The organism is Gemella haemolysans (genome assembly GCF_012273215.1).
Classification (GTDB): domain Bacteria; phylum Bacillota; class Bacilli; order Staphylococcales; family Gemellaceae; genus Gemella; species Gemella haemolysans_A.
Map to the genome: position 1 here is coordinate 674947 of NZ_CP050965.1, position 15130 is coordinate 690076.

6 protein-coding genes and 2 tRNA genes are annotated in these 15130 nt (G+C 31.4%); all 8 read left to right on the forward strand.

Features of this window, described 5'->3' with window-relative positions; genetic code table 11:
• Window positions 1–212 precede the first annotated feature (212 nt).
• Window positions 213–6455: a ZmpA/ZmpB/ZmpC family metallo-endopeptidase gene (locus FOC48_RS10100; RefSeq protein WP_035466776.1), complete on the forward strand. Its 6243-nt coding sequence runs from the start codon at window positions 213–215 to the stop codon at window positions 6453–6455.
• Between the two features lie 137 nt (window positions 6456–6592).
• On the forward strand, window positions 6593–7354 hold the full coding sequence (locus FOC48_RS03245) for a copper homeostasis protein CutC (protein WP_003146194.1): 762 nt from the start codon (window positions 6593–6595) through the stop codon (window positions 7352–7354).
• Window positions 7347–7730, forward strand: a complete 384-nt coding sequence (gloA2, locus tag FOC48_RS03250) for an SMU1112c/YaeR family gloxylase I-like metalloprotein (protein ID WP_003146193.1) — start codon at window positions 7347–7349, stop codon at window positions 7728–7730. The genes FOC48_RS03245 and gloA2 overlap by 8 nt, the downstream gene beginning before the upstream one ends.
• A gap of 138 nt (window positions 7731–7868) precedes the next feature.
• Window positions 7869–12989: a S8 family serine peptidase gene (locus FOC48_RS03255; RefSeq protein WP_003146192.1), complete on the forward strand. Its 5121-nt coding sequence runs from the start codon at window positions 7869–7871 to the stop codon at window positions 12987–12989.
• A 125-nt stretch (window positions 12990–13114) separates the two neighbouring features.
• A tRNA-His gene (locus FOC48_RS03260) sits at window positions 13115–13190 on the forward strand.
• A gap of 19 nt (window positions 13191–13209) precedes the next feature.
• Window positions 13210–13283 (forward strand) — tRNA-Cys (locus FOC48_RS03265).
• Between the two features lie 240 nt (window positions 13284–13523).
• Window positions 13524–14411, forward strand: a complete 888-nt coding sequence (locus FOC48_RS03270) for a phosphate/phosphite/phosphonate ABC transporter substrate-binding protein (protein ID WP_003146191.1) — start codon at window positions 13524–13526, stop codon at window positions 14409–14411.
• A 135-nt stretch (window positions 14412–14546) separates the two neighbouring features.
• Window positions 14547–15128: a Holliday junction branch migration protein RuvA gene (gene ruvA / locus FOC48_RS03275; RefSeq protein WP_003146190.1), complete on the forward strand. Its 582-nt coding sequence runs from the start codon at window positions 14547–14549 to the stop codon at window positions 15126–15128.
• Window positions 15129–15130: the final 2 nt, after the last annotated feature.

Genomic DNA, 15130 nt, shown 5'->3' on the forward strand with positions numbered 1-15130 from the left:
TTTATTTTGGAAACTGAAGTTATAGTTGGTTAACATAAATTTATAGTGTTAAATATAATGAGTAAATTATTATATTAAAAATAAATTGTAATTAATAAAACATAGAATTTATAGCTATTTTCTTGCATTTGATCTAGAAAAAGCTTACAATTAATGTATTAATTATAAACAAAATTAATCTTAGTATCATATTATGAAAGAAGGGTATACAGTTGAAAAAATTTTTAGGGGAAAAACAAAATAAGTTTTCACTAAGAAAATTGACTATTGGAGTTTGTTCGATGACAATAGGATCTTTTTTTATGGTGTCAACTATTCAACCTGAAGAAAATATTGTAAGAGCTGCGGATAATGCAGTAGTTCACTACAAATATGTAGGAGAGGACAATCTTACAGATAAAGAGAAAGAATTAGTAAAAAAAGAAGTACCGAGTATTGTAAATAGCGCAGAAGAAACATATTACTTAGTATTTAAACCAACAAAAACAACACAACTAAATAAGTTACCTAATACCGGTTTAAATTATGGAGTAGGAAGTATGATCCTAGGAGGAATGTTAGGACTATTAGTAGTTGTTGTAGCAAAAGATAAAAATAAATCACGTAAAATACTATCAATACTGTTAGTTACTAGTATGGGAGCGACTACTCTAGAGTTACCGGTTAGAGCTATGGAAGACTTAAAATTATCTATCTATAACATGGATTATAACCTTAAAGTTGGAGATAAACTTCCTAAGATTTCTTCGATTCCTGGATATAGTTTTGTTGGATTTATTAAAAATGAAGGTGAAACTAAAAAAGTAAATGAAGAAGTTAAAGAAAATGTTACGTCACAACAAAATACTAAAAAACAACCACAATTAAATGGAATTACGAATACAAATGCAACAGAAATAAAACAGGAAAATAAAACAACATCAAATAATGTTGATAAAAAAGAAGATAAAAGAGTAATAGAAAATACAAATAAAAAAGAGGATAGAAAAGTATTAGGGGTTAATACAGTGAATCCTCAAGATGAAGTGTTAGCTGGAAAACTAACTAAACCTGAATTATTATATACTGATAAAACAGTAGAAACGCCTATACAATATAATCAAGTTATAGAAAATAATAACCAGTTACCTGAAGGAACAACAAGAGTAAAACAACATGGACAAGCAGGTAAAAAGACTGAGGTTATTAGAATATTTACCGTAGAGGGAAAAGAAGTTTCTAGAGAGTTAATTTCTACTAATACAAAAGCACCAGTTTCAGAAATTATAGAAAAAGGAATGAAAAAAGCAGTTAGCTCAGTTACTCCGAAAGGGGAAAAATTAGTAAAACCTGCTGTTGAAGTAAAACCTGAGTATAAAGGAGTACAAGCTGGAGCAATTGTTGAACCAGAAAAAGTAGAGCCACAATATGGTGGAGTTACTTCTGGAGCATTGGTAGAACCAGAGAAGGTAAATCCGCCAAAAGAGTACACAGGAGTACAAGCAGGAGCGATAGTCGAATCGGAAAAAGTAGAGTCACCGAAAGAATATACAGGGGTGCAAGCTGGAGCAATTGTTGAGCCGGAAAAAGTAAATCCAGCAAAAGAATACACAGGAGTACAAGCAGGGGCAATAGTCGAACCAGAGAAAGTAGAAGCGCCGAAAGAGTATACAGGGGTGCAAGCTGGAGCAATAGTCGAACCGGAAAAAGTAGAGCCACCGAAGGAATATACAGGAGTACAAGCTGGAGCGATTGTTGAGCCAGAAATAGTAGAGCCGCCAAAAGAATATACAGGAGTACAGGCTGGAGCGATAGTGGAACCGGAAAAAGTAGAGCCACCAAAAGAATATACAGGGAAAATCGAATTACCGAAAATAGAGAGTCCAAAACCTGCGGTAGAGTCTAACAATACAACAGAAAACAATAATGTAGAAAAAAATGCTAGTGCACTTCTTAGAATGAATTTTGTTAAAGATAATAAAGCATTATCAGGAACGGGTTCAGCTACTTTTATAGCTCCTAATGTATTGTTGACAGTGGCACATAACTTCATAAATAATTCTGCAGATAACAGTACGGGTGAATTTAGAGGCGATAAGGTTAAAAATACATATGAATGGCAGACGCCTGATGGCCAAAAAGGTTCCTTCACATCAAACGATATACACTTCTATAATCAAAAAGATTATCCAAAAGGATTTATCTACGATTTAGCAGTTATTAAATTACCTGAGTCTACTAGAAGACCATATGCCAACTTAGTAGAAAATTACTCGAAGGTAAATGTTCATGACAAACTAAATGTTCATGGATATCCAGCTGGGAAGTATACTCACTTAAAAGACACTACCGTTGAGATGGAACAAAAATACGCTAATAATACATATGGTGTCCAGTACCAAGGTGGAAAAGCTGGTATGAGCGGTGGAGGAATCTTTAACTCTAAAGGAGAGGTCATTGGTATACACCAAAATGGAGCTGAGAATCGTTCAGGAGGATTAATTTTATCTCCAACACAATTAGCTTGGATTAGAAGTATTCTAAACGGTAAAGAAATTACACCTAAATATGATGCTCTTGAACGTCATAAAGATGAGAAAAAAGACGATGTTAAAGAAGAAAAAGAAGTTTTTAAAAAATTAGAACTTAGAAATATTTCTTCTGTAGAACTATATTCAAAAGATGGTACTAAGTATCGTCATGTAACTTCATTAGCTTCTGTGCCAAATGACCCACAAAATTACTTCATGAAAGTAAAATCAGAGAACTTTAAAGATGTAATGCTTCCAGTTGAAAGTATTACTAATGCTAATAAAGATAATAGAGACGTCTATAAAATAGTAGCACATGCAACAAATCTGATACACCATGAAAATAATAAAGTACTAGATAATTTTACATACTACTTACCAAAAACTCAGAAAAGTGAAGTGGGAGTTTATACATCATTCAAAAATCTAGTAGATGCAATGAATAATAATCCTTCCGGAGAGTTTCGCTTAGGTGCAACTATGGATGCTCGTGAAGTTGAACTTCAAGATGGTCAAGAAAGTTATGTTAATAAAAACTTTAGTGGTAAGTTAATTGGTACAAACAAAGATAAGTACTACGCTATATATAATTTGAAGAAACCGTTATTTAATTCTTTGAGTCGTGCTACTATTCGAGATCTTTCAATAAAAGAAGCAAATGTTACTTCTAAAGATGCTGCTGCTACAATAGCGAAAGAGGCTAATAATGGAACTACAATTACTAATGTTCATTCATCTGGAGTTATTGCTGGTGAACGTGGTATAGGTGGTTTAGTCACACAAGTTAATGATTCTAAAATATATAATAGTAGTTTTACTGGTAGAGTAACAAATACGTATAACACAAGATCTAGTTATCAAATAGGTGGTTTAGTTGGAAAACTGTCAGGAGCTGGTGCTTTAATTGACAGATCAGTTTCATCTATTGATATGGCGACAAATGCAAATTCTGGAGATCAGGTTGTTGGTGGTATAGCGGGAGTTGTAGATAAAAAAGCAACGATTAGAAATAGTTATGCTGAAGGTAATCTTAATAATGTGAAGCCTTTTGGTAATGTTGGAGGAGTTGTAGGTAATCTTTGGGATAATTCAGGAGAAGTTGAAAATTCAGGTCGACTATCTGATGTGCTAAGTGATGTTAATGTTACGAATGGTAATGCTATTGCTGGTTATGATTTTAATGGTATAAGAGCAACTAACACATATAGTAATAAAAATAATAAAGTAGTAAATATAGTACAGGTAGATGACGAAGTACTTAGCAGAGATTCAGAAAAACAAAGAGGTACTATATTAGAAAATAATAAAGTTTCAGAGAAGAAAGCAGAACTTGTTCCTAAGAAAAATACCATAATAGAAGACTTCAATTTCTCTTCTAGATATGTAACTGACTATAGAAATCTTGAAAATGCCGATTCATCAAAAGAACAAGTTTATAAAAATATAGAAAAACTATTACCATTCTATAATAGAGAAACAATAGTTAAGTATGGGAATTTAGTAGAAACTAGTAGTAATCTTTACAAAAAAGAATTATTATCAGTAGTTCCTATGAAAGATAAAGAAGTAATTAGTGATATTAACGGAAATAAATCAAGTATAAATAAACTATTACTATATTACGCGGATAATACTTCAGAAATGATAAATGTACAATATCAAAGTGATTTTTCAAATATAGCAGAGTATAGTGTGAACGGTACAAAGTTAATTTACACACCGAATACATTACTTCGCAATTATCAAAATATTTTAGATAAAGTATTACCAGAATTAAATAAAGTAGAATATAAATCAGATGCAATTAGAAAAGTATTAGATATTTCTAAAGATATTAGTTTAACAGAGTTATATTTAGATGAACAGTTTAATACTACTAAAAATAATTTGAGAGATAGTTTAACAAAACTACTTTCTGCAGATTCGGCGATAGCTGAAAATAATAATTCAATAATAGATAATTATGTAGTAGAAAAAATTAGAAATAATAAAGAGGCATTGCTTTTAGGTTTAACATATCTAGAACGTTGGTACAATTTTAACTATGGTGAAACAAATGCTAAAGATTTAATTATGTACAAGTTAGACTTCTTTGGTAAATCTAATAGTTCTGCATTAGATAATGTTATCGAATTAGGTAAATCCGGATATAATAATCTATTAGCTAAAAATAATGTTATTACATATAATGTACTATTATCTAAAAATTATGGAACTAATAGTTTATTTGATACATTGGAAAAATATAGAAAAGTTTTCGTTCCAAGTAAAACAAATAACGAATGGTTTAAAGAACAAACCAAAGCCTATATTGTAGAAGAAAAATCTATGATTCCTGAAGTACGTGAAAAACAATCAATAGCAGGTAGTCAATATTCTATTGGTGTATATGATAGATTAACTAGCCCATCATGGAAATATCAAAGTATGGTATTACCGTTATTAACATTACCTGAAAAATCTATATTTATGGTAGCGAATATCTCTACTATTGGATTTGGAGCTTACGATAGATATAGAAGTAAAGAACATCCAGCAGGAGCTAAGTTAAATGAGTATGTTGAAGAAAAAGCTAGGGAAGCGGCTGCTAGATTTAGAGATCATTATGATTATTGGTATAAAATATTAGATAAAGAAAATAAAGAAAAATTATATAGAAGTGTTCTAGTCTATGATGCATTTAGATTTGGTACAGATGATAAAGGAGAAAAAGATACATACCAAGCAACTTTTGAAACTAATCATCCTGCAATCAAACATTTCTTTGGACCAGCAGGTAATAACGTAGTTCATAATGCTAATGGTGCATATGCTACAGGTGATGCATTCTACTATATGTCTTATCGTATGCTTGATAAATCTGGTGCGGTAACATATACGCATGAAATGACACATAACTCAGATAGAGAAATTTATCTTGGAGGATACGGAAGAAGAATTGGTCTTGGACCAGAGTTTTATGCTAAAGGATTGCTACAAGCTCCTGATCATCCAAATGATGCAACAATCACGATAAACTCTGTATTGAAATATGATGAAGCGGAAAATGCTAATAGATTACAAGTAAAAGATCCTACTCAACGATTCAATAATGCAGAAGATTTACGTAAATATATGCATAACTTATTTGATCTGGTTTATACACTTGAGAAGTTAGAGGGTGATGCAGTAGCTAGTTTAGATGTAAATCAAAAATATGATCTATTGAGAAAAGTTGAGAATAAATTTAAAGCTGATCCTGATGGAAATGATGTTTATGCAACAAATGTTGTTCGTAGATTAACTATTGATGAGACTAAAAAACTAAATTCATTTGATAGTCTTATAGAAAATGATATTATTACAAGAAGAGGGTATATTGATGAAGGTGAGTATAAACGAAATGGATACTACACAATCAATCTTTTCTCGCCAATATATTCAGCCTTAAGTAATGATAAAGGGACTCCGGGTGATTTAATGGGTCGTCGAATGGCGTTTGAACTATTAGCTGCAAAAGGATATAAAGAAGGTATGGTACCTTATATTTCTAACCAATATGAAAATGAAGCAAAAGCTAAGGGAAGCAAAATTAATTCATACGGTAAAGAAGTAGGATTGGTAACTGATAAATTAGTGCTTAATAAGATATTTAATAACCAGTATTTATCTTGGGCTGATTTCAAAAAAGCTATGTATAAAGAACGAGAAAATAAATTCAATAAATTAACAAATATTAGCTTTATAAATCCTAATAATTGGGTACGTCAAGAGACGGTAACTATTGATAGTATTAATAAGTTAAGAAGTATTATAAACGAAGCGGTTGAAAAAGATGCTGAAGATGATGTGGCGAAATTATACCCTGACACAAATAGTAGAGTTCTTAAACTAAAACGAGCAATCTTTAAAGCGTATCTTGATAAAACTAAAGATTTTAGAACTTCTATTTTTGGAGAAGAATAAAATATTTTATAATACTCTTAATAATAAGGATATGAGATTTTATGTCTCGTATCCTTATTACATATAAAGAATAAATTTTTATTGTTTTTTTGAAGTGTGATATAATAGAGTAAAAGAGTAAAAAGGAGATTTCGATTATGATAAAAGTTGAAGTGTGTGCAAATAGTGTTCAAGATTGTTTAATTGCTCAAAGTGAAGGTGCTGATAGAATAGAGTTAATTAGTGCTAGCTACTTAGGGGGATTAACACCTACAACAACTGTTTTAGATATGGTACTTGAAAGTGGAGTAGAAATTCCTATAATGGCGATGGTGAGGCCAAGGGGAGGCGGTTTTTGTTACTCTAAATTAGAAAAAGAACAAATGTTTAGAGAAGCAAAAGAACTTTTAAAACATGGTGCTAATGGAATAGTGTTTGGGTTCCTTACTGAAGATAGGAAAATTGATTGGATTGAAACTGAGAAAATGATAGAGCTTTGTGATAGTTTTGGAGCAGAGAGTGTTTTTCATAGAGCGTTTGATTGTTCAGATGAACCAGAGTATAACCTACAGCGTTTAATAGGTCTTGGTTGTACTAGAGTTTTAACAAGTGGACTAGGAGCGAATGTTAATAGGGGTGCTAAGTTGTTAAAATATCTTCAAGAAAAATATGGTCAACATATAGAAATACTTGCAGGTGCTGGTATTTCTACGGACAATATCAAAAAAATTATTACTAAAACACGGGTTAAACAGGTGCATGGAACATTTAAAAAGTATGGGGTAGACGTAACAACAACTGCTGACGATGTAAATTATAGATACACAGAAAAAGGGGATTTTGAAGAAGTTGATCCTGTACAATTAGCAAAAGCGATAGAAATAGTTAGAGATATAAATAAGGAAGAGATTAGTGTTTAGTAATATTCATCATATAGCGATTATTGGAACTCATTATCAAAAAACCAAAGAGTTTTATGTTGATAAATTAGGGTTTAAAGTAATAAGTGAGTACAATAGAAAAGATAAAAATGATATTATTATAAATGTACAACAGGGTAATTTAGTATTAGAAATTTTTATAAAAGAAGATGCACCGATTAGACCGAAGATGCCAAATACAGAATATACAGGGTTAAGACATTTAGCGTTTAGAGTTGATGATGTCGAGAAGGTATTAGAAAAGTTTGATGAACTAGGTATTATTCATGAATCATTAAGATATGATGATTTTGATAATAAAAAGATGGCATTTTTCTTTGATCCAGATGGCTTACCGTTAGAAATACATGAATAAAAATAAAGAAGAAACTTAGGAAACTGAGTTTTTTCTTTATTTTTTATAATTAAACAGAAAAATGTATTGATTTTACAGAAAATATATGTTTAAATAGAGAAATATAATTAAAATAAACTTAAAAAAAGGAGAGGAATAATGCAATTTAGAAAAAAAGCTGCTGTATCGTTCATAACAGCTACATTACTACTTACGAATCTACATGTAATGGATTTTAATAATTTACAGAAAAAATGGGTATATGCTGAAGAGAATGGAAAGGCTGAAGCCGTATCTAATGCTTCTGCACATACTTTTAAAGATGAGGACAAAGTTAAAATTATTGTTTCTTTAAAAGAGGACAAAGTAGATCCTAATTCTTTGAAAACTGAAGAAGGTAGAAAAGAACGTGAGAAAAGTACTAAAGAATCTCGTGAAAGAGCATTAAAAGAAATTAAAGATAAAGGTGTTGATTATAAAGTATTATTTGAATATGATACGCTTTTAAATGGATTTTCTCTAGAAACTTCTTATGCTGATGCTAAAAAAATTCAAGCTATGGATTTTGTAAACAGTGTTGAAGTGAGTGTTGACTATGAAGTTCCTGAAACTACAACTAAAAATGATGAAGATGATACTGCTTTAAAAAACACAGTTATCGACAGTAATAGAATTATAGGTGTTCAAGGTCTTTGGGATAAAGGTTATAAAGGGCAAGGAAGAGTTGTAGCAGTTATTGACTCAGGTTTAGATCCTAATCATGATATTTTACATTTAACTGATGCTAGTAAAGCTAAATATAAAAATAAAGCGGAACTAGAAGCCGTAAGAGAAAAAGCTGGAATTGACTATGGTAAATGGTATAGTGATAAACTAATTTATGCATTTAACTACTACGATTGGGATAATAACTTAAAAGAGAAAAAAGATAAGTCTCACGGTATGCACGTTGTTGGTACTTCAGTAGGTAATCCAACGAAAAAAGCACCGAATAATGAGTATGTAGCAGGTGTCGCTCCAGAATCACAATTAATCTTTATGAGAGTTTTCTCAGATAAACAAGGTGGAGCAAAAACAAGTACTTTTTTATATGTTAAAGCTATAGAAGATGCTGTTAAATTAGGAGCTGATTCTATTAATATGAGTCTAGGTGCTACTGCAGGAGCGGTAACAGAAGTTGGACAAGGTACTATCGATGCAATTGCACTTGCTAAAAAAGCGGGAGTCAATGTTGTAGTTGCAGCTGGTAATGATAATGTATTTGGAAATGGTCAGAGCAAACCAAGTGCATCAAACCCAGATTATGGATTAATCGGAACACCATCTGTAACATCAGACTCAATAGCTGTAGCAGCTATAAATAACAGTGTTATGAATACTGAGGTAATGACTGTTGTAGGATTAGAAGGAAATGAAGAATGGGATAATGGTGAAGCTACAATAAGACCATTTGCTAAAAGATTTAATCCGAAAATTGAGTATTCATATTTTAATGCTGGTTACGGTTTAGAAAATGATTTTAAAAACCAAGATGTAAAAGGTAAAGTTGCAGTGATGATGCGTGGAGGTGGAAATACCTTTGCGGATAAAGTAGCAGCTGCTAAAAAAGCAGGAGCAGCTGGTGCTGTTTTATACAATACTAAAGAAGGTGGAGAAGAGTTACTTAACGTTGCTTTAAACAATTACGATAGTGACTTCCCTGTAGTGTTCGTTGGATATAAATTCGGTAATTTATTAGCAACTTATCCGGATTATTACAAATTAAAATTCACTGGACATTTTAGTAAGAGACCTCACCCACAAGCCAATCAACTTGCTGATTTTACAAGTTGGGGTGTAACTGGAGATGGACTGTTTAAGCCAGATGTTACGGCACCTGGTGGTGATGTTTATTCATCATTTAATAATGGAACATACGGATTAGATAGTGGTACAAGTATGGCTTCACCACACGTTGCTGGTGCTGTATCTTTAATGAGACAAGTATTCCAAGAAAGATATCCGGATCTTCAAGGTGAAGAATTACAGAAATTAATTAAACACCTACTAATGAGTACTGCGATTCCAAATTATAATAATGAAACAAAAGCATTTACGTCACCTAGACAACAAGGTGCAGGGGTTATTGATGTATCTAAAGCAGCTTTTGGTGATTTATATGTAACTGGAGACAATGACTATGGAAGTATTTCTCTTGGTAATGTACAAGATACATTTAAGTTTAATGTAGTACTACATAACTTATCAGATCAACCTAAAGAACTTGTCTACAAGTCTTATTTAAATACTGATGGTGTAGAAAATGGACAAATTACACTAAAACCTAGACAATTATCAGAAAGTAATGGAGAAGAAACAGTAGTTGTTCCTGCTAAAGGAGAAAAATCTGTTACGATTACTGTAGATGCTACACAATTTAGAAATGAATTAGAAGGGCAAATGCCAAATGGTTATTATCTTGAAGGATTTGTAAGATTCTTTGATCCTAAAGATACGAATACAGCAGTTGCTGGAATTCCATATGTTGGTTTCAAAGGTGAGTTCCAAAATCTTCCAGTAGTTGAAAAACCAATATATGAATTTAAAGGAAATGAAAAACCATTCTATTATTATAAACCTAATACAACAGAGCGTGATGATAAAAATAACTTTACTTCATTAGTTACTGTTGATGTAAATGGTGAAGAAAAACATATAAAAGTTTTAGGAGAGTATACTGATCCTAAGAGTAAGTCTAATTATTTTGGTAAATTAGCATTTTCTCCAAATGGTGATAGACAGCACGATGAAATTGGATTTAAAGCAACTTTCTTAAGAAACTATGAAAACCTTAAATTATCAGTTTATGCTAAAGATGATGTTGAACGTAAAAATCCATTATATGAAAATGGTAATGTTTCTGGTAAAAAGAATTTCTTCCATAACAAAGCTACGAATAAAAAAGCTGTGTTAGTTACTGAAACAAACTGGAAAGGTCAAGATAAGGATGGTAATCCATTACCAGATGGCGAATATCAGTATGTAGTTAGCTATAGTCCTGTTGCAACAGGTTCGAAAATGCAGGAAACAGCATTTAACGTTACACTTGATAGAGTTGCACCACAAATTGTTGGTACAGGTGGAGTCTATGATGAAAAAACTAGAACATTTAAACCTTATGCTGTAAAAGAAAACGGAAGTGGAGTGCTTTATAAGAAATTAAGCTATAAAGTGACTAAAAAAGGTAAAGACGGTAAAACTGTAGAGCAAGAAGTTGTGGTTGAACCAAATATTGATGGTACATTTACTCTTCCAGAGAAAGTATCTCTTGATAAATTTACTTATGAAGTAGCTGACTTTGCAGGAAACAAAGATAGTGTTGGTATTTCAAAAGTTCAGAATACTGAAAAAGGTACTGTAGAGGTTAAAACTATAGCTAAAGATGGAACAGGGGATTATTCTACTAACGTAAGATATGCTATAAAAAATGAAAAAGGTGAGTTAGTTGGAGAAGACTTCACGAAGAATGGTAAGAACCTAACAGCTCTGCCATATGGTAAATATACTGTACAAGTAGTTTTAACTGATGAAGCTCTTAAATTAACTAGTCCTAAAGAAGTTGCTTTTGAAATTACTAAAGATGATTCAACTAAAACGGTAGAATTCATATTCGAAGAACAAAAGAGAAATACGACAATAATTAAGTTTGATAAAGTTATACCTGCTGGAGCAAAAGTATTTGTTACAAATGAGCAAGGTGAAAAAACAGAATTATCTAGAAGTTTATATAATGAGAAAGAATTCCAAAAACGATTAAACAATGGTAAGTATACTGTTGAAGTAGTATTACCTGAGGGATATAGATCTTCTGAAAATAATTTTGAATTTGTAGTAGGAAACGGTCGTAATACAAAAGAGTTACAATTAAGTGTTGCTCAAAAAGTAGCTAGCGTAACAACTGCTGAAGGTGCAATTACACCAGCAACAGTTGAGTTTGGTGAAGCAAAACTATACAATGACTATAAACTTGTAGTAGGAGATGTTGCTAAAGATAGCAAGGAAAAAATACTTAAACAGTTAACTGATAGTAAGATTGATTTAACTAAATATGATGTAGTATTTTATGATATCCATTTAGAAAATAGAAATAATAAAGTTGTAGAAGTTGATGGAACTAGAAAAGTTACTTTATCATTAGATAAAGCGCCAGCAAAATTTGGTCATGAGAAAAAAGATGGAACAATTGAACCGGTTAATGGTGAAGTAGTTGATGGTAAATTCGTCTTTACAGTAGATGGATTTAGTAATTTTGTGGCTCTTGTAGAGAAAAATGCACCTAAAGAAGAGGTTAAAGTAGATAAGAGTCAATTGAAACTAGCTTCTGATAATTTTAAAGCTACAACAGATAGTGATAAGTATGAATATGCTTCATTAGATGCTAAAGAGGCGTACAACAAAGCAATTAATAAAGCTAAACAACTATTAGAAGATGAACATGCAACACAAGAAGAAGTAAATAAAGCTGTTGAAGAGTTAAATGCAGCTATCTCTAAACTTACCGGTGTTAAACCGCAAGAAGCAAAAGGTGAGCCAGAAAAAGTAGAAACTCCAAAAGAATACACAGGAGTACAAGCAGGAGCGATTGTAGAACCAGAGAAGGTAGAAGCTCCAAAAGAATACACAGGAGTGCAAGCCGGTGCAATAGTTGATTCTGCAAAAGCAGAAGCTCCTAAAGAATACACAGGAGTGCAAGCCGGTGCAGTTGTAGAACCAGAAAAAGTAGGAGCTCCTAAAGAATATACTGGTAAAGTAGAACAACCAAAAGCAGAAACTCCAAGTGTAGATAAAAAAGAGCTTGCGGCTGAGGTAGAGAAAAATGGTGACCTTACATCACAAGATAGCTTCAAAGATGCAGATGAAACAGCTAAGAAAGAATATAAAGAAGCTCTTAAAGTAGCTAATTTAGTATTATCTAATGCAAATACAAAACAAGATGAAGTAAACAATGCATTAGAAACTCTTAAAAAAGCATCAGAAAAAGTAAGTAAAGGAAAATCTAAATTATCAACATTACTTGGCGATGTATTTAAAAAAGATAAAGATAAAGCAAGTGTTGACTTAGCAGATGTAGCTAAAGATCAAGGAATGGTGGCGAACGATTCTCAAGTAAATCTTGGAACTGTTGGTAAATCAAATTCTCTATTAGCTAAAACAGGAACATTAGCTTTACCTACAACTTTTGTAGGATTTGCATTAATTTGTTTAGTATATGTACTAAGAAGAAGAAAAAATACTAAATAATAAATTACTAAATAATTCTCTTTAACGATTGTGTTAAAGAGAATTATTTCTTTATTTTAAAATTATTAAAAAAGTTCTTGACATAATTTGATGAAAAATGTATAATAAATATTGTTCTTGATATGGCGGCTGTGGCGAAGTGGTTAACGCATCGGATTGTGGTTCCGACATTCGGGGGTTCGATTCCCCTCAGCCGCCCCATTAAAATTTAATATCTTTAGGCGGCTTAGCCAAGTGGTAAGGCACGGGTCTGCAAAACCTTGATCACCGGTTCAAATCCGGTAGCCGCCTCCAATTTTTGATCATCTTTTATAAGGTGTTTTTTTTATGCCTAAATTACGGTTTATATTGAGTTTTTCTTCTCTCATTATAAAAATATTCGAAAATTTATTAGTAATTACCGAACATTATTTTAATAATATGTAAAATTATTATTGAAAAATGTTATTATTTCACTTTAAAAGCTAGATATATTGTTTTTTTTGTGTTAAAATTATATCAAATTTATTTTTAAAATATCGAGGAGGAAATAGTATGAAGAAAATATTATTGGCGTTATTTAGTTTTATTTTTGTCTTTTCTATCGTTGGATGTACTGCAAAGACTGAAACGAAAAAAGAAGAAAAAGTTATTAAAATGGGATTTGTTCCTCTGAAAAATAGTGAGAAACTTGTAGAAGATCTTAAACCAATCTCTGATTATCTTTCTGAAAGATTAGGAGTAAAAGTAGAAGCTTTCACAGCTAGTAACTATATAGGTGTAGTTGAAGGTTTAGGCAGTGGAAGTGTTGACTTTGGTATCATTCCTCCATTTTCATCACTACTAGCTCAGAAACAAAGTAGTGCAAAACCTATACTAACATCAAAAGGTAAAACAGGAAAACCTGGATATACTGCTGAGTTATATGTAAGAAAAGATTCTGGTATTAAATCACTTCAAGATGTTAAAGGTAAAAAAGTAGCATTCGTAGATCCTTCATCTTCATCAGGATATATTTATCCAGGTGCTATGTTAGTTGAAGCAGGTCTTAACTTAGATAAAGATATTAGTTATCAATTTAGTGGTGGACATGATAAAAGTTTACAACTTCTTCTTAATAAAGATGTTGATGTAATTGCTACATTTGATGGAGTAGAAGATAGATATGCTAAAGACTTCCCTCAAGCAAAAACTGATATTCAAAAATTAGCCACTAGTGATATGATTCCTGGTGTTATGGTTACAACTTCTAGCAAAATGGATAAAGAGTTACAAGAGAAATTAGAAAAAGCTCTTCGTGATGTTGAAAATGATCCAAAAATGAAAGAATTATTCACAAAAATGTTCAGTATCACTGGATTTACTGATGTGGATCAAGATGCATATAAAAAAGTAGAAGCAACTGCAAAAGTTATGAATGTTGATTTAGATAAAGTAAAATAGAAATATGAACTTGGTACATAATGTTCCAAGTTTTTTTATACCTTTTATGAAAGTAATTATTTTGATTAAATAAAACACTTGAGATTTTTTACAAATAATTTTATAATTAAATAATCAATCAGGAGTGTGAATGTAATGTACGCATATATTAAAGGAAAAATTTCGGAGATAAATCCAACGAATATCGTTGTAGATAACAATGGAATTGGCTATGAAGTAGTTGTTGCTAATCCATATGAATATCAATTAAATGAAGAAAAAATAGTTTTTATAAGTCAACAAGTAAGAGAAGATTCTAATATACTTTATGGATTTTCTAATAAAGATCAGAAAAAAGTATTTTTACTATTATTAAAAGTAAAAGGTGTAGGACCAAAGAGTGCTTTAGCTATATTAGCTGGAGGAACTAGCGAAGAAATTATAGGAGCAATTGAAAATCAAGATGTAAACTATTTAACGAAGTTTCCGGGGATTGGGAAGAAATCTGCTCAACAAATTATTCTTGATTTACAAGGGAAGGTTGATTTCAGTATGACTAATATTAGTAGTGCTCCAACTGCTGTAAATAATTATCTAAGTGATGCAATGTTAGCATTAGAAGCACTGGGATATAGTAAAAAAGAACTTACAAAAATCGAGAAAAAATTATCGGCATTTGACTTCGCTGGTGTTGATGAATATGTAAAACAAGGATTAAAATTATTAATGAATGCATAATT